General features: G+C 71.1%; 14 protein-coding genes. 4 read left to right on the forward strand and 10 right to left on the reverse strand.

The features are described from left to right. Positions 1-17: 17 nt before the first annotated feature. Positions 18-1,223: a Shedu anti-phage system protein SduA domain-containing protein gene (locus C6N31_RS01795; protein WP_198357038.1), complete on the forward strand. Its 1,206-nt coding sequence runs from the start codon at positions 18-20 to the stop codon at positions 1,221-1,223. A gap of 136 nt (positions 1,224-1,359) precedes the next feature. Here the strand turns inward: C6N31_RS01795 and C6N31_RS01800 are convergent, their stop codons facing one another. The 3 genes from C6N31_RS01800 to xylA form a co-directional block, all read right to left on the reverse strand. Beyond that, entirely contained in the window at positions 1,360-2,046 is a 687-nt protein-coding gene (locus tag C6N31_RS01800) for an ABC transporter ATP-binding protein (protein WP_198357039.1), read from the reverse strand. Between the two features lie 31 nt (positions 2,047-2,077). Further along, complete coding sequence (locus C6N31_RS01805; RefSeq protein ID WP_198357040.1) at positions 2,078-3,511, reverse strand: ABC transporter permease; 1,434 nt, start codon at positions 3,509-3,511, stop codon at positions 2,078-2,080. 162 nt (positions 3,512-3,673) lie between these two features. Continuing rightward, on the reverse strand, positions 3,674-4,843 hold the full coding sequence (gene xylA / locus C6N31_RS01810) for a xylose isomerase (protein WP_138352174.1): 1,170 nt from the start codon (positions 4,841-4,843) through the stop codon (positions 3,674-3,676). A 78-nt stretch (positions 4,844-4,921) separates the two neighbouring features. Between xylA and xylB the strand changes: the two genes are divergently transcribed. Continuing rightward, positions 4,922-6,313 (forward strand): xylulokinase, encoded by a 1,392-nt coding sequence (gene xylB / locus C6N31_RS01815; protein WP_198357041.1) that lies wholly within the window; start codon positions 4,922-4,924, stop codon positions 6,311-6,313. Positions 6,314-6,531: 218 nt separating this feature from the next. Then, on the forward strand, positions 6,532-7,725 hold the full coding sequence (locus tag C6N31_RS01820) for an ROK family transcriptional regulator (RefSeq protein WP_138352176.1): 1,194 nt from the start codon (positions 6,532-6,534) through the stop codon (positions 7,723-7,725). 229 nt (positions 7,726-7,954) lie between these two features. On the opposite strand, the gene C6N31_RS01825 is transcribed toward C6N31_RS01820, so the two are convergent. Together C6N31_RS01825 and C6N31_RS01830 are read right to left on the reverse strand one after the other, a co-directional pair. Next, entirely contained in the window at positions 7,955-9,229 is a 1,275-nt protein-coding gene (locus tag C6N31_RS01825) for a L,D-transpeptidase (RefSeq protein ID WP_138352273.1), read from the reverse strand. A gap of 307 nt (positions 9,230-9,536) precedes the next feature. Beyond that, complete coding sequence (locus C6N31_RS01830) at positions 9,537-9,908, reverse strand: hypothetical protein (protein WP_138352177.1); 372 nt, start codon at positions 9,906-9,908, stop codon at positions 9,537-9,539. A 101-nt stretch (positions 9,909-10,009) separates the two neighbouring features. Here C6N31_RS01830 and C6N31_RS01835 point away from each other — a divergent pair, with 101 nt between their 5' ends. Then, on the forward strand, positions 10,010-10,306 hold the full coding sequence (locus tag C6N31_RS01835; protein ID WP_232484665.1) for a hypothetical protein: 297 nt from the start codon (positions 10,010-10,012) through the stop codon (positions 10,304-10,306). 117 nt (positions 10,307-10,423) lie between these two features. On the opposite strand, the gene hutH is transcribed toward C6N31_RS01835, so the two are convergent. The 5 genes from hutH to C6N31_RS01860 form a co-directional block, all read right to left on the reverse strand. Beyond that, on the reverse strand, positions 10,424-11,977 hold the full coding sequence (hutH, locus tag C6N31_RS01840) for a histidine ammonia-lyase (RefSeq protein ID WP_187145319.1): 1,554 nt from the start codon (positions 11,975-11,977) through the stop codon (positions 10,424-10,426). Positions 11,978-12,138: 161 nt separating this feature from the next. After that, complete coding sequence (locus C6N31_RS01845) at positions 12,139-13,293, reverse strand: GGDEF domain-containing protein (protein WP_138352180.1); 1,155 nt, start codon at positions 13,291-13,293, stop codon at positions 12,139-12,141. 102 nt (positions 13,294-13,395) lie between these two features. Next, complete coding sequence (locus tag C6N31_RS01850; protein ID WP_138352181.1) at positions 13,396-14,199, reverse strand: enoyl-CoA hydratase/isomerase family protein; 804 nt, start codon at positions 14,197-14,199, stop codon at positions 13,396-13,398. Between the two features lie 48 nt (positions 14,200-14,247). Continuing rightward, on the reverse strand, positions 14,248-15,417 hold the full coding sequence (locus C6N31_RS01855) for an adenylate/guanylate cyclase domain-containing protein (RefSeq protein WP_438817404.1): 1,170 nt from the start codon (positions 15,415-15,417) through the stop codon (positions 14,248-14,250). 213 nt (positions 15,418-15,630) lie between these two features. Continuing rightward, positions 15,631-16,470 carry a biotin--[acetyl-CoA-carboxylase] ligase gene (locus C6N31_RS01860; protein ID WP_138352183.1) on the reverse strand — a complete coding sequence of 280 codons (840 nt, stop codon included), beginning with the start codon at positions 16,468-16,470 and terminating at the stop codon, positions 15,631-15,633. Between the last annotated feature and the right edge of the window lie 63 nt (positions 16,471-16,533).

Consider the following 16,533-nt stretch of genomic DNA (forward strand, 5'->3'; position numbering starts at 1 on the left):
GCACCAGAATCGTGACTATGGATGTGAGATCTGACTTCGCGTTGAAGTTGCAACTGGAGCGCGTGGCCGAGCAAGCCATCGATCCTGACGTCAAGGACGCGCTTGCATCGGTCTTCAAGCATATGAGCAGCGGAAAGGTCCCCTGCAGAGGAGGCCAAGCACTCGTCACCGTACTGAAGAACGTGCGCTCGGCAGCGGCAGCGGCAGACGAGTGGCACATCGTGCGACTGATACAAGACTCTCTGGACTACGCGGAAGGTCGGATCCTCCGACCGGACTTCGAAGAGCGATACCGCCTCTTTCAACGGTCGACACAACCGCTGAGCTCGCACCAGGACTTCCTGGCACGAACGATAGCCGCGAGTCTTGCCTTCTTCGCTCAGCTCGGCGATCAGTACCTCAGCGAGTATCCCGACGCGAGCCCGAGCGAGGTGCTTACTCACGTAGGGTCCGTCGCCCGGGACGCCCGTTACATGCAACAGTCGCAGGAGCAACCCAGCCGGTATCGAATAGTCCGTGGCTCTGCCGAGGTGGCCGCGTGGATGGAGCAAGTCCTACGCGAAAGAGTCGATTTGGAAGATCCGGAGAAATCTGCCCGCCACATCGTGATGTCTCCTGGCTCCTTGGCAATTTTGGCAGCGGACGAGGAGGGGCAACTGCTACTCCGGGCCGCCGAGATTCAAAAGCGTCGGAAGGATCTCAAGGCGTTGCGCAAGGTGGTGGAGGATCCGGAGGCGAGTGAGCTCGACTTGCAACGCGCGCTGGACGGTCAGCACTGGATCTTCGGTGGCCAGTTCGCGAGCCAAGCGGTCCAGCGCCGATTGGTACCAGGCGACGAGGTGGATATCCCCCTCATACGCGGGGATGGCGCACTACATATCGTCGAGTTGAAGCGTTCCATGAGCCTGCGCGGCCGCCTGGTCAAGGAACACCGAGGGTGCTGGGTACCGACGGCCGAAGTACACGACGCAGTGAGCCAAGCGGTCAACTACCTTGTCGGCTTGGATGAACACCGACTCCGCATTCGAGATGAACTGGGCATCGAGACTCGGCGAGCAAGCGCACTCGTGTTGATTGGACACCCTGCCGCGCAACCCGTTGTTGCCGAAGACGCGATCAACGAGGCCTTCCGCACCCTCAACACACACATCAGTCGCGTTGAGGTCATGACCTATAAGGAACTGGTCGACAACGCAGAGCGTGCATTGGACGGCTGGCAATGAAGGTACGCGCCACTGAACATGCACCTGCTCCCATGGCTGCGCTTCGCGAACCTGCTCGTGTACGCCGCGGAGGTCTCCTTGCCGACCGCCGTGTCGGGGCCGGGCCCTCGTCGGGTGGCCCGGCCCCGACAGCCGGCTAGGTCGCCAGGACCCGCTCCGTCACCGTGACGCGGCCCTTGCGGATGGTTGCCAGGCGGGGGGCGCGTTTGGCGATGGCGGAGTCGTGGGTGACGAGGATGAAGGTCAGGCCGCGTTCTCTCCACAGGCCTTCGAGGAGGCCCATGATGTCGTCGCGGGTGGCCTCGTCGAGGTTGCCGGTGGGCTCGTCGGCGAGGAGGACCTTGGGCTTCTTGACGAGGGCGCGGGCGATGGCGACGCGCTGCTGCTGACCGCCGGAGAGCTCGGAGGGGAGGTGGCTCAGACGTTCGTCGAGGCCGACGGACTCCAGGGCCTCGACGGCGAGGCGGCGGCGTTCCGCGGGCTTGACGCCCATGGGGACGAGGGCCGTCTCGACGTTCTCCTGGGCGGTGAGCGTCGGCATGAGGTTGAAGCTCTGGAAGATGAAGCCGATGTTCTCGGCGCGCATCCTGGTGAGCTTGGCCTCGCCGAGCCGGGCGAGGTCGACGCCGTCGAACTCCACCGAGCCCTCGGTCGGGCGGTCGAGGGCGCCGAGCATCTGCAGCAGGGTGGACTTGCCGCCGCCGGTGGGGCCCTGGATGACGAGCTGGTCGCCGTCCTCGATGGTGAGATCGACACCCCGCAGGGCCTCGACGGTGTCCTTGCCGCGTCGGTAGTGCTTGGTGACGCCGGTCAGCTGGTACATGGTCAACTCCCTTGAGACTGAAGGTGGGTGGCTATTCGACGCGGCGCAGGGCGTCCGCCGGGCGGAGCCTGGAGGCGCGCCAGCCGCCGAAGGTGCCCGCGATGAGGCCGCCGGCGACGGCGAGGCCGACCGACAGGCCGATGGTGCCGAGGCTGACGGGAGCGGTCAGCGCGATGTCCAGCGCCTTCGTCGCGGCCTGCCGCCCGGGCCCGCCGCCGAAGCCACCACCACCACCGCCACCGGAGGCGACCGACGCGGTCAGCGTCGGGCTGATGGCGGTGATGAGGTACGCGCCGCCGAGGCCGAGCGCGATACCGAGGACGCCGCCGATGAGGCCGTTGACCAGGGCCTCGCCCATCACCTGACCGGTGACCCGGCGGCTCTTCCAGCCCAGCGCCTTGAGCGTGCCGAACTCCCGCACGCGCCTGCTGACGGCGGAGGAGGTGAGCAGTCCCGCGACCAGGAACGCGGCGATCAACACGGCGATGGAGAGCCACTTGCCGAGGTTCGTCGCCAGGTCGGAAGCGGTGGCGAGCGAACCGGAGACCGTGGAGGCGAGATCGGCGGAGGTGGTGACCGTCGTGCCCGGGACGTTGTTCTGGATGGCGGACTTGACGCCGTCGATCTGCTGCGAGTCCGTGGCCTTCACATAGACCGTGGTGACCTTGTCCTTGGCGCCGGCCAGCGTCTGGGCCTGCGTCAGCGGGATGTAGACGTTGGCGGCGGAGTCGCCGCTGTCGGCGGTCGCGATGCCGATGACCTTGTACTTGACGGCCTTGATGGTGAGCGTGCCACCGACCGCGAGCTTGTTCTCCTTGGCGTAGGAGCTGTCGAGGACGGCCACGGCGGTGTTGGACTGCGCGCTCGTGAAGGACGTACCCGAGGTGATCTTCGAGGAGGTCAGCGGCCCGAGCGCCGGCTTGGCGACGTCCACGCCGTAGACCGAGTAGTTGTTGACGTCGAACTGCGCGCCACCGCCCTGCACCTCACTCGGCGGCTGCGCGCCGCCACCACCGCGCCCGCCGCCGGTGGTCTGGCCCTGCTTGACCTGCCCCCAGTCGAACTGCCCGCTCACCTTCAGCACCCGCAGGCTCAGCCCGCCGACGGCGTCGTCCACCCCCTTCTGCCCGGCGACCTGGGACACGACCGTGCTGGGCAGCGACTCGAAGCCCTGCACCATCACCTGGTCGCTGCTCTGCTCCTTGGAGTCCGTGGTGGCACCGAAGTTGAACTTCGGACGCCCGGTGGCCCCGGTACTGCCCTGCGCGGCGGCGGCCTTGGTGACCGTCATATCGGTCCCGAGGCCGTACAGGGACTGCAGGACCTTGCCCTGCGCCACCTGCATCCCCGCCGAGGCCGAGTTGACGGTGATGACCAGCCCGATACCGAGGGCCAGCCCCAGCGCGATGACCAGCGCGGCCTTTCTGCGACGTCGCAGCTCGCGCCTGAGATACGTAAAGAACATGCGATTCCTCGCCGTTGCCACCCCGGCCAGGATGCGGGGGGATGAATGGGGACGGCGGAAGTACGAGTGGATCGGAGGTCCCTCGTACTCCCGCTGCGCCGTCACGGTAGGAACCAGCGGTGATGAACGGGTGAGGCCGGACTGAGAGCCGGATGAGAAAGGTCAGCGGGCGCCGAGCAGGTGGTCCATCGCCAGCTGGTCGAGCTGCTCGAACGCCATGCCCTTCACCGCCGCCGCCTCGACGTCGAAGTCCTCGAACGACGCCCGGTCGCCCAGCAGATCACTGAGCGTCTCGCCCTCCCCCAGCGTCGGCCGGGCCAGCTCGTCCAGCCGGGACGCCCTGAGCGCCTCCTGCACGACCGGATCGGCACGGAACGCGGCGGCGCGCTCCTTCAGCAGCAGGTAGTTGCGCATGCACCCGGCGGCCGAGGCCCAGACGCCGTCGGAGTCCTCGGTACGCGGCGGCTTGAAGTCGAAGTGCCGGGGCCCCTCGTAACCGGCGGTCTCCAGCAGATCGACGAGCCAGAACGCGTCCCGCAGATTGCCCGCGCCGAAGCGCAGGTCCTGGTCGTACTTGATGCCGGTCTGGCCGTTGAGGTCGATGTGGAAGAGCTTGCCGTGCCACAGCGCCTGCGCGATGCCGTGCGTGAAGTTGAGCCCGGCCATCTGCTCGTGCCCGGTCTCGGGGTTCACCCCGACCAGCTCCGGGTGCTCCAGCTCGTTGATGAACGCGAGCGCGTGCCCCACGGTCGGCAGCAGGATGTCGCCGCGCGGCTCGTTCGGCTTGGGCTCCACGGCGAACCGCAGGTCGTACCCCTGCCCCAGCACATACTCGCCGAGCAGGTCGAACGCCTCCTTCATCCGGTCCAGCGCGACCCGCACGTCCTTGGCCGCCCCGGACTCCGCCCCTTCCCGGCCGCCCCACGCCACATAGACCTGCGCACCGAGCTCGACGGCCAGATCGATGTTCCGGACCGTCTTGCGCAGCGCGTACCGCCGTACGTCACGGTCGTTGGACGTGAAGGCGCCGTCCTTGAAGACCGGGTGCGTGAAGAGATTGGTGGTGGCCATGGGCACCACCAGGCCGGTCGCGTCGAGGGCCTGCCGGAACCGCTTGATGTGCGTCTCGCGCTCGACCTCCGTGGCGCCGAACGGGATGAGGTCGTCGTCGTGGAACGTCACGCCGTACGCGCCCAGCTCGGCGAGCCGGGTGACGGACTCGACCGGGTCGAGGGCGGGGCGGCTGGCGTCACCGAACGGGTCGCGGCCCTGCCAGCCGACCGTCCAGAGGCCGAAAGTGAACTTGTGCTCGGGGGTGGGGGTGAGACTCATGGCGCCGGCTCCTATTCGTAAGACCGTTGAACAAATTAGTATGCGAGGACCGCGATGGGAAGAGAAGGGGGTCGCTCAATGGAACCGACGGTCGTGATCGGGGTGGACAGCTCCACCCAGTCGACGAAGGCGCTGGCGGTCCGGGTGGACACCGGCGAAGTGCTGGCGCGGGCCAGATCGCCCCACACGGTCAGCGAGGGCGGAAGGCGCGAAACGGACCCGGAGGTCTGGTGGCAAGCCCTCAGAACAACCCTCGAAGCCCTGTCCCCACACCCGGCCTCGGCCATCTCCATCGGAGGCCAACAACATGGCTTGGTCACCCTCGACGCATCGGGTAAGGCCCTGCGCCCGGCCCTCCTCTGGAACGACGTGCGATCAGCCCCCCAGGCAGAGGCACTCGTCGCACGCTTCGGAGCCAAACACTGGGCCGAGCGCTTCGGCTCCGTACCCGGAGCCAGCTTCACCGTCGCGAAATGGGCCTGGCTGCGCGAGAACGAACCGGCCGTCGCCGCCGCGACGGCCGGAGTGCGCCTGCCGCACGACTTCCTCACCGAACGGCTGACGGGCCAGGCGGTCACGGATCGCGGCGACGTATCGGGAACCGGCTGGTGGGCCTCGGACACCGAGACCTACGACAACGCCGTCCTCACCACCGTCGGCCTCGACGAAGCCCTCCTCCCCCGCGTACTGGCCCCAGGAGAACCAGCAGGGACCACGCTCCCCGGCCTCCCCCTCCCACCCGGCATCCCGGTCGCCTCCGGCACCGGCGACAACGCGGCGGCCGCCCTGGGCCTCGGCCTGACCCCCGGCCGCGCCGCCCTCAGCCTGGGCACCTCGGGAACCGTCTACACCCCCTCGACCAACCGCCCCACCGACCCCACGGGAACGGTCGCCGGCTTCGCGGGGGCACACGGCGGCTGGCTCCCGCTCGCCTGCACCCTGAACTGCACCCAGGCGGTGGACAAGATCGCCGGCCTCCTCAGCCTCACCAGAGAAGCCGTGGAACCCAACAGAACGATCACCCTCCTCCCCTTCCTCGACGGAGAGCGCACCCCCAACCTCCCCCTCGCCTCGGGCACCCTCACCGGCCTGCGCCACGACACCACCCCCGGCCAGATCCTCCAGGCCGCCTACGACGGCGCCACCTACACCCTCCTCACCGCCCTGGACCTGGTCCTGGCCGTCGACGACCGGCCCTCCGACGAGCCCCTCCTCCTGATCGGCGGCGGCGCCCGCGGCACCGCCTGGCGGCAGACCGTCCGCCGGCTGTCCGGACGAGCGGTCCAGATCCCCGACGCGGACGACCTCGTCGCCCTGGGCGCCGCCGCGCAGGCGGCCGCCCTCCTCACCGGGGAAACACCCACCGACATCGCCGCCCGCTGGGGCACGTCGGCGGGCCCGGTCTACGATCCGATCGAACGGGACGAAACCACGCTGGAATCCCTGAGAGCGGCGCTGACCACCACCTGACGAACGACACGCAGGAGGCCAGGGCCCCCACCCCCCCCGGGTGGCTCGAACCGGAGGGGGACGGGTCCGCAGGGGTGGGGTTTCGAAATGCTGCCGAGCTATTTGTGGGCCCCTGGGGGCACCCCGGCCGAAGGTTGGGGGATCGTGAACAGTCGATTTCGAAGCCCCGCCCCGGAGGGCCCGGCCCCCGCCCCCACAGACCACAGAACGGACCGACCGTGGCAACCGGCACCAACCCCCAAGCCGCCCTGCGCCGCCGCAACCTGTCCGCCGTCGTGCACGCCGTCGCCGCCGGCGACAACCTCTCCCGGGCAGCCGTCGCCGCCGAGGTCGGCCTCACCCGGGCCACCGTCTCGACGCTCGTCGACGAACTCATCGCGGCGGGCCTCGTCACCGAGCTGGGCGCGCAGCGCCCCGGCACCGTGGGCCGCCCCGGCACCGCCCTCGCCCTCAGCCCGCGCGGCCCCGCCGGGATCGGCGCCGAAGTGGGCGTGGACCACCTCGCGGCCTGCGTCGTGGACCTGCGCGGCACCGTACGGGCCCGAGCGACCGTGGAGGCCCGCAACCGCGGCCGGGCCGCCGCGCAGACGCTCGGCGAGCTGGACGGACTCGTCCGGCAGGTGACGGAGGAAGCGGTGGCGCTCGGGCTGCGCCCGGCGGGGCTGACCGTCGCGGTCCCCGGCCTGGTGGGGAGGGACCAGCACACGGTGCTGCGGGCACCGAACCTCGGCTGGAAGAACGAACGCACCGAACTGACCGTGGAGAACGAGGCGAACCTAGGGGCACTGGCAGAACTGTGGCTGGCCGGCAGGGAGAAGGCGCTCCCCGCCACCGACACCCCACAAGGCGCTGCCCAAGCCCCCCTCACCGACTTCATCCACGTCTCGGCAGAGATCGGCATCGGCGCCGCCCTCGTCATCAACGGCAGCCTCTTCCGCGGAGCGCGCGGCTTCGCCGGCGAGCTCGGGCACGTCCCCGTCTACCCCGACGGTCCGCGCTGCTCCTGCGGCGCCCGCGGCTGCCTGGAGCAGTACGCGGGCGAGGAGGCGGTGCTGCGCGCGGCCGGTATCGCCCCGGAGCTGCCGGGGCGGCTCAAGGCGCTGCGGACGGCGGCCTCGGACGACGACGCGCCCGCGCTGGCGGCCCTGGAGGCCGCCGGCCGGGCGCTCGGGATCGCGCTGAGCGGCGCCGTGAACCTGCTCGACCCGCAGGCGGTGGTCCTCGGCGGCCCGCTCTCCGAGCTGGCCCCGTGGCTGCTGCCGGGGGTGCGGCGGGAGCTGGGGCGACGGGTCACGGGCGGCGGCGCGCTGGTGGTCGAGTCACGGCTGGGCCGGGACGGGGTGCTGCTGGGCGCGGCGTACAGCGCGGTGCGGGCGGTCCTGGACGACCCGTCCGAATGGACCGCCCGCTAGGGCGTGTTGTGAAAGGAGCGCCGTTCGCCCGGAGGGCGTGGTCCACGGCGTCCGGTGCGTGCGCTCGCAAGGCGGAGGGTCGTCCTCGTACTGGACGTACGTGGACGAGCCCGACAACGCGGCGAGGGCGCGTGCCAGACGCCGTGGGCCAGGCGGGACTTTCGCAACACGGCCTAGAGAGGGACCTTCGGGCCCCCGGCTCGAGCCGGCCGCAGGCAAACCCGCAGGATCAGGACGTGGCACCCAGCGCGGACCCGGCGGTCCAAGCGCTCCACGTCATGTTCCACCCGTTGAGCCCGTTGTCCGGCTTGATCGTCTTGTCGGGCGAGTTCTTCATCACGACCACGTCGCCGATCAGCGACTGGTCGAAGAACCAGGCACCCAGCGTGTCCGGGTCGTTGGCGCCCTTGGCGTCGCTCAGGCCGATGCAGCCGTGGCTGGTGTTGGCCGAGCCGAAGATCGACTTGTTGCCCCAGTAGTTGCCGTGGATGAACGTGCCCGAGGAGCTCAGCCGCATGGCGTGCGGCACGTCGGCGATGTCGTACTCACCCTTGAAGCCGACCGAGTCACCGTTCATCCGCGTCTGCTTGTACTTCTCGGAGATCACCATCTGACCGTTGTAGGTCGGGTGGTCGGCGGAGCCGGCCGAGATCGGGATGGTCTTGATGGTTTTGCCGTCGCGGACGACCGTCATCGTCTTGGTGGTGGCGTCGACCGTCGAGACCTGGGACCGGCCGACGGTGAAGTTGACGTCCTTGTTCTGGACGCCGTAGACGCCGTTGGAGCCCTCGACGCCGTCGAGCTTCAGCTTGACGCTGACGTTCGAGCCGGCCTTCCAGTACTCCTGCGGACGGAAGTCCAGCCGGGTGGAGTCGAACCAGTGGCCCACGACCGTCTGGCCGCTGCTGGACGCCACCTTGATGGCCGACTCGACGGCCTTCTTGTTGGTGACGGCCTTGTCGAACTTGATCGACACCGGCATGCCGACGCCGACCGTGGAGCCGTCCTCCGGCGTGAAGTAGCCGATGAAGCTGTTGCTCGCGGAGACCGTGCCGAAGGTGGAGGTCTCGGTGACGACGCGGCCCTTCGCGTCCTGCGCGGTGGCCGCGACCTTGTACTTCTTGCCGCGGTCGAGGGAGGCGTCCGGCTTCCAGCTGGTGCCGTCGGTGGCTATCGCGCCCTTGACGGCCTTTCCGCTCACGACCTCGGTCATGGCGACCGCGGTGAGTTTGCCGTCGGTCACGGCGATCTTGGTGCCGCTGCTGATGCTCGCGTTGCTGGTCCCCGTCTTCGGGGTGATGGCGATCTTGGCGTCCGAGGAGACGTCGGCGGCGGCCGCGTCGACGTCCGCCTGTGTCTTGCCCTTGTCCGTCGCGGCGGCGCCCTTGTCCGAGCCGCTGCCGCCGCACGCGGTCAGCGCGACCGCGCCGCCGAGCACGACCGCGACGGCCGCCAGGCCGGTGCGGCGCCTGCGCCGCGAGCGCGCGCGCTGGTCGGGCGTCATGCCGTTGACGGGGCCGGTTGCGGTGCCGGGGTCGGGCGACTTCACACAAATCTCCAATGCCTGCGGGCGCACGTTCCCTGCTCGCGTTCCCGCGAGTCCTGCCCGCGTCCCTGCGAGCGACGGATCCGGACGAGATGGATCCGGAAACGAGCCTCATCCATAACCAGAGGAACATGCGGGGCCGGAAGTCCGTTCCCTTTGTCCGGAAAGTGTGTCGAGGCACACGTGCGGAACCCCGGGCCGCGAAACGGCCCGGGGTCGGGGAAAAATGCAGGTCAGACCAGGATCAGGCGGAGCCGGACCGGGATCAGGCCGGCGTGGTGGCCTCCTCGACGTCCTCCTCTGCGGCATCGTCGTCGTCGTACATGTCCCACTCTTCGGAGTCGGGGTCGTACTCGGTGTGCGCGCAGGACCACGAGGCCTGCACGAGTTCGATCCCGGGGACCGTCGTGACCAGGTCGAACGGGTCGATCAGATAGGCCAGCGCCTCGGACTCGTCCTGCTTCACAGCCGCCTCGGCGTGCGTCCGCTCCTCGGCGGGCATCTCCGCGTCGGCGGCGATGTGCTCCAGTGCGGCGGCGGTCACTTCCTGCTGTCCGGTGACCTCGAGAACGAGCTCGACCTGGAGTCGGACATAGCGCGGGCCGCTGTCGCCACGGGGAATCTCAGTAGTGCTCATGCGACGGAGCGTAAACGCCGGAGCGCCAGCTTCCCACCAGGCACACCAGGTCACTAACATCGGCGTCTACGGTCAAGTCGCCGCACCCAATGGGGGATCCGTTGACCTCGCCTCTGGCCTCTCCACGCCCGTTCGTCGCCGCCGCCGCGGCTTCCGTACTGGCAGCGCTGTATTTCGTGCCGTCCGCCACCGCCAGCCCGGATCATGCCCCCGCTTCGCAGGTCAAGGCACCCGTGACGGCATCAGGACCGACGACGTCGACGACCGGGACGCTCCATCTCGCGGCCACCGGAACGGTGCACACCACGCCGTATCTGATCGGCGGGGCCGCGTTCCTCGTCGGCGGTGCGGGGCTGGTGCTGAACGCAGGGCGGCGCTCCCGCGCGCAGGCGCTCTGAAGCACCGAGGGACGCACACCCGCGGGTGTGCGCCCCTCATCATCGTCACGCTCAGCAGCGGCTCAGCAATCGCTCAGCAGTCGCGCGGCGCGCGGCGCCGGCCCCGCTGATCCGGCGTCAGGCCAGCGGCCCCGTCACCGATTCGGCCGCCGCGTTGAGGTTTCCGGCCCGGACGAACGCGTACGCGGCCTCCAGGTCGGGCGACAGGAAACGGTCCGGGCCGACTCCGTCGATGCCCGCCTCACGGACCGCCGCCACGATCGCCCGAGTGGCCGGGGCGGGCCGCAGACCGCCCGCGGTGAGCTTCTCGCGCATCTCGATGGCGCGGGTCGCGGCGAACAGCTCGACGGCGATGATCCGCGCCAGGTTGTCGACGGTCGTCCGCAGCTTGCGGGCCGCGGACCAGCCCATGGAGACGTGGTCCTCCTGCATCGCGGACGACGGGATGGAGTCCACGGAGGCCGGCACGGCCAGCCGCTTCATCTCGCTGACCAGCGCGGCCTGCGTGTACTGAGCGATCATCAGGCCCGAGTCCACGCCCGGGTCGTCGGCGAGGAACGCCGGCAGCCCGTGCGAGCGCGACTTGTCGAGCAGCCGGTCGGTGCGCCGCTCGGCGATGCTGCCGAGGTCGGCGGCGGCGATCGCCAGGAAGTCCAGGACGTATGCCACGGGCGCGCCGTGGAAGTTGCCGTTGGACTCCACGCGGCCGTCGGGCAGCACCACGGGGTTGTCGACGGCGGAGATCAGCTCGCGGTCGGCCACCAGCCGGGCGTGCGCCAGGGTGTCCCGGCCGGCGCCCGCGACCTGCGGGGCGCAGCGGATCGAGTAGGCGTCCTGGACGCGCGGGGCGTCGTCCTGGTGGTGCCCGGTGAAGCCGGAGCCCTCCAGCACGCGGCGCATGTTCTCGGCGCTCGCGGCCTGGCCCGGGTGCGGGCGGATGGCGTGCAGCTCGGGCGCGAGGACGCGCTCGGTGCCGAGCAGTGCCTCCAGCGAGAGCGCGGCGGTGATGTCGGCGGCGGTGAACAGCTGCGCGAGGTCCGCGCAGGCCATCACCAGCATGCCGAGCATGCCGTCGGTGCCGTTGATGAGGGCCAGGCCCTCCTTCTCGCGCAGCTCCACCGGCTCGATGCCGGCCTCGGCGAGCAGCTCGCCGGCCGGACGAATCGTTCCGTCGGGGCCTTCGGCCACGCCTTCGCCCATCAGCACCTGCGCGCAGTGCGCGAGCGGTGCGAGGTCACCGGAACAGCCGAGCGAGCCGTACTCGTGCACGACAGGGGTGATTCCGGCGTTCAGGATCGCCGCCATCGTCTCGGCGACGACCGGACGCACGCCGGTGCGGCCGGACGCGAGCGTCTTCAGCCGCAGGAACATCAGGCCGCGCACGACCTCGCGCTCGACGCTCGGGCCCATGCCGGCGGCGTGCGAACGCACCAGCGAGCGCTGCAGCTGTGCGCGCAGCTCCGGGCTGATGTGGCGGACGGCCAGCGCGCCGAAGCCCGTGGACACGCCGTAGACCGGCTCCGGCTTGGCCGCCAGCGCCTCGATGACCTGCCGCGACGCGGCGATCCCGGTCAGTGCCTGCTGCGACAGTTCGACCTTCGCGCCGCCGCGAGCCACGGCCAGGACGTCGTCCGCGCTCGCGCCGTCGGCGCCGATGACCACGTTATGCATATTCATATTCACGCACCCTAGAGAGTGAATCGCCGCCTGTCACTCCTTACCTTCGCAGGCGATCTTCGATGGCCCGCCCCGGTGATCTTCGCGGGCCCTACCCGACAACCGCTCGGGGCCGGGCACAGCAAGGCAACCGGGCCCGCCGGCAGGCCCGCCCGTCAGGACCCGTGGCGCCCGCGAATCCGCCGGCGTTCGCCCTCGGGCGCGGGCGGCTGGTCCGCGAGGCGTACGACGGGGTCGTCCGGGCCCCCGCGCCCCGCGACGACCGGAGTGGTCGAGCGCAGCGCCTTGGCCCGGTACTGGGCGGCGTCGGCGAGGCGGAAGAGCCGCCGGGCGGTCCGTACCGGCCCGATCGGGTCGCCCGTCGAGGCGACCCCGCACGCGACGCCTTCGCCCACCTCCAGCTCGGTGGCCCGCCGGCACAGCTCGTCCGCCGCGCCCACCACCTCGTCCGGGCTCTGGCCGACCGCGACGAGGCAGAACTCGTCGCCACCGAGCCGGGCCGCCAGGCTGCCCGGCAGCAGCGCGCCGCACAGCGACAGGACGGAGCCGAAACGTTCGAGCAGCTGGTCCCCGACCGCGTGCCCGAGCCGGTCGTTCACCTTCTTCAGACCGTTCAGATCGCACACCACCAGGCTCACCACGGTCCCCGACACCCGGTGCAGCTCCAGCGCCTCGTCCAGCCGGACGTCGACGGCGCGCCGGTTCCCGAGCCCGGTCAGCGGGTCACTGAAGGCCAGCCGCTGGACCTCGGCGAGCCGTTCGGTCTGCGAGATCCCGGCCGCGATCACGGCGGCCAGCACCGTCGCGAAGTCCGCGTCCGCCCGGTCGAAGACCGGCTCGCCCGCGCCCCGGGCCACGTACAGCTCGCCCCAGGCGCGCCCGTGCAGCACGATCGGCGCCACGACGCAGCAGCCGCGCCCGCGCCGTCGCAGGGCGGCGACCCGCTGGTGGCAGTACGCGCCCGGCCCCTGCGGGCCCTCCTCGGCCGTCTCGACCCAGGCGTGCGGTTCCCCGCCGCCGGCCCATTTCCCGTGCAGGAACTCGACGATCTCCGGGAAGTCGTTCACGGGATAGGTCTCGTCCCGCGGCTCCGGGTCCTCGCCGGGCGCCAGGTCGCCGTCGTTGACGAGCACCTTGAGCTGGCCCGATCCCCGTTCCCACGACGACAGCGCCGCGAAGGACCCGCCCATCGCCAGCCGCGCCCTGGTGGCGGCCGCCCGCACCGCCTCGCGCGGGTCCTGGGCGGCCGCCATCGCCTGCGCCAACTCCACGACCGCTCGCAGCCGTCGATCGGCCGTCCCGTCACCCATCCCACCAGATTAAGAACAAATGTCGCACTTGGGGCTGTTTGACTACTCCCTGGGCGAATTTACTGTTCCCCCGTCAGCCGCCCGCCGCCACCCGGGCCGGCGTCACTCCCCGGGCCAGTCCGGCGTCCGCTTCTCGTTGAACGCCGCCACGCCCTCGGCCCGGTCCCCCGAGAAGGCCACCGTCCGCCACGCCGCGTCCTCGACGTCGAGACCGGCCCGCAGATCCAGTCCGTGCCCGAGCCGCAGCGCCCGCTTCGCGGCCCGCAGGCCCACCGGCGAGTTCGCGGCCATGCGCTCCGCGAGCGCCAGCGCGTCCGCGCGGTCCTCGCCCGCGGCGGCCAGGACGTCGACGAGGCCCAGCTCACGGGCCTCCTCCGCCGCCACCCGCCGCGCCGTGAAGATCAGCTCGGCGGCCCGTGCCGCGCCCACCCGGCGCGGCAGCAGCTGGGTGCCGCCACCGCCGGGGATCACGCCCACCGAGACCTCCGGCAGCCCCACCACCGCGGTGGCGTCCGCCACGATCACGTCGCAGGACAGCGCCAGCTCGAAGCCGCCACCGAGCGCGAAGCCGTGCACCGCGGCGATCGACGGCATCGGAAGTTCCAGCACCGAGGTGTACGCGGCACGGGTGTGCGGCCGCTGCCGGCCGAGGTCGGCGTCCGTGAAGGAGTTGCGCTCCTTCAGGTCCGCGCCGACGCAGAACGCGCGCTCGTGCGTGGACGTCAGCACCACGACGCTGACCGTCCGGTCGGCGGCGAGCGCGGCACAGGCCGCCGCCACGTTCCCGGCCATCTCCGTCGAGATGGCGTTCATCGCCTTGGGGCGATCCAGCACCAACTCCGCGACGCGCGCGCCGTGCCGCCGCACCGCGACCCATTCCCCGAACCGCACTTCAGACTCCGTCATGCCCCGGATCATGCCAGCCGCGCCCGCCGCGCGGCAGGGGAGGTGGGGTCAGCTACGGCGTGTCAGCAGCCACGGCTCGACGACGCCGAGCCCACGCACCGGGCGGCGCCACATCGGCTGCAGGGCGAAGCGGTACTTGTCGTCCTCGGACGCGTCGACCTCGGAGACGGGGGCGTCGCCCGCCGCGCCGAGCGCCTGCGCGAAGTCACCGTCGACGAGGACGGCGTCCCGTGGCGCTATCGACGTCAGCCGGCTCGCGAGGTTCACGGTGGTGCCGAAGACATCGCCCATCCGGGTGGTCACGGTCCCGAAGGCCATCCCGACGCGCAGTGCGGGCATGGACTCGTCGCCGGTCATCGTCTCGATGAGCCGCAGCCCGATCTCGGCGGCGGTGCCGGGGTCGTCGGCGACGTACAGCACCTCGTCGCCGAGCGTCTTGATCAGGCGCCCGCCGTGTGCGGCGACCTGGTCGGCGCAGGTGGTCTCGAAGGCCTCGACGAGCTCGCCGAGTTCCTCCTCCTCCAGCCGCCGGGTGAGCCGGGTGAAGCCGACGAGGTCGGCGAAGCCCACGGCCAGCCGGCGGTCGATGGCCTCCTCGTCGTCGGACTGGACGACGCGGCTGGTGGCGGCGGCCAGCTGGCGCCGCCAGACGTAGATGAGGAACTCCTCCAGCTCGGGCAGGAGCAGTTCGACGAGCGGGTAGGCGACCTCGGCCCGCGTCATGCCGGGCTCGGGCGGCTCGGTGAGCCCTTCGAGGAAGGAGTCGGTCTGCCAGTCGGCGAGGCGGGCGGTGGTCTGGCCGGTGGAGCGGGCCACCTGAATGGCCATCGACTCGCTCAGCAGCCCGGCCTCGACGAGCCCGGCGAGCCGGCGCAGCGCCAGCACGTCGGCCTCGGTGAGGGCCTTCGCCTGGCCGATGTCGGCGAAGCCCATGGCACGCCAGAAGCGGGAGGCGAGATCCATGGAGACGCCGGCGGTGCGGGCCGCCTGGAAGGGCGTGTACTGGCGGCCGGCGCCGAGGATGAGGTGTTCGAGGCGCAGTGCGAGCGGATGCTCGGCGGGATCGGTGGAATCCGTGCCGGCACCGGGATCGGCGGGCGTCCCGGGGTCGGCGGAGCCGGCCGGATCGGCCGGCTGATCGGGGTCGATGCCGTCCGGGTCCGGGCCGGTGCCCAGATCCGTCGCGTACGGGGGAAGGTCCGCGTCGTCCACGCTCACCCTCCGCCCCCTGTCAGATCCCTGCGCAATGCCCGTCCGAGCCCTTCCGATCATCAAGCCGACACGCCGCCTCAACGATACGGCAGGTGTGCCGTAGCTCACGTCACCTGCCCGTGCCTACGTCAACGGGTCTCCTCCGCGCCCCCGCGGACGGGAGATCCGCAAGGGAGGACCGGGATCCGGACGGGCTGCCTCCACCGCCCGGCCCCGGTCCTACGCGCGGCGGATGTGGACGACGTCCCCCGCGCCCACCGCCTGCTCCCCGTCCGCGGTGGCGAGCACCAGCCGGCCGTCGTCGTCCACGCCGACCGCGGTGCCGACCAGCTCACGCCCGCCGGGCAGCTCGGCGCGGACCTCACGGCCGAGCGTGGCGCAGCCGGCCGCGTACGTCTGCTGGAGACGGGAGGCGGCCGGGTCGCCGCCGGCCGCCCGCCACTCGCCGTACCAGTCGGCGAGGGAGCGCAGCACGGCACGCAGCAGCGGGTCGCGGTCGGTGCCCTTGGCGCCGGCGAGGGCGAGGGAGCCCGCGGCGGGGACGGGCAGTTCGTCGGTGCGCAGCGACACGTTGATCCCGATACCGATGATCACGGCGTCGGTGCCGGCGCGCTCGGCGAGGATGCCGCCGGTCTTGCGCTCCTCGCCGTCGATGGTGACCAGCAGGTCGTTGGGCCATTTGAGTGCCGTGTCGACGCCGGCGGTCCGGGACAGCGCCGTGGCGGTCGCGACTCCGGCGAGCAGCGGCAGCCAGCCCCAGCGCTCCACCGGTACGTCGGCGGGCCGCAGTAGCACCGAGAGGAACAGGCCGGAGCGGGGCGGCGCCGACCACTGGCGGTCCAGCCGGCCGCGGCCCGCGGTCTGCTCCTCCGCGACGAGTACGGCGCCTTCGGGGGCACCGGCGTTGGCGCGTTGTGCGAGGTCACTGTTGGTGGAACCGGTGGCCTCGACGACGTCGAGGGACGTCCAGGGGCTGTCCGGCGCGATGACCGCCCGGCGCAGCGCGGCTTCGCCGAGAGGGGGGCGCTCCAGGTCGGACCAGCGGTTGGGAGTCGTCATCCGCCCAGATTAGGAGAAGACCTGTGAGCGGAGTGTGTCCAACGCCGCACTGCTCGGGAACCA

The organism is Streptomyces fildesensis, from assembly GCF_016107395.1.
GTDB classification, from domain to species: domain Bacteria; phylum Actinomycetota; class Actinomycetes; order Streptomycetales; family Streptomycetaceae; genus Actinacidiphila; species Actinacidiphila fildesensis.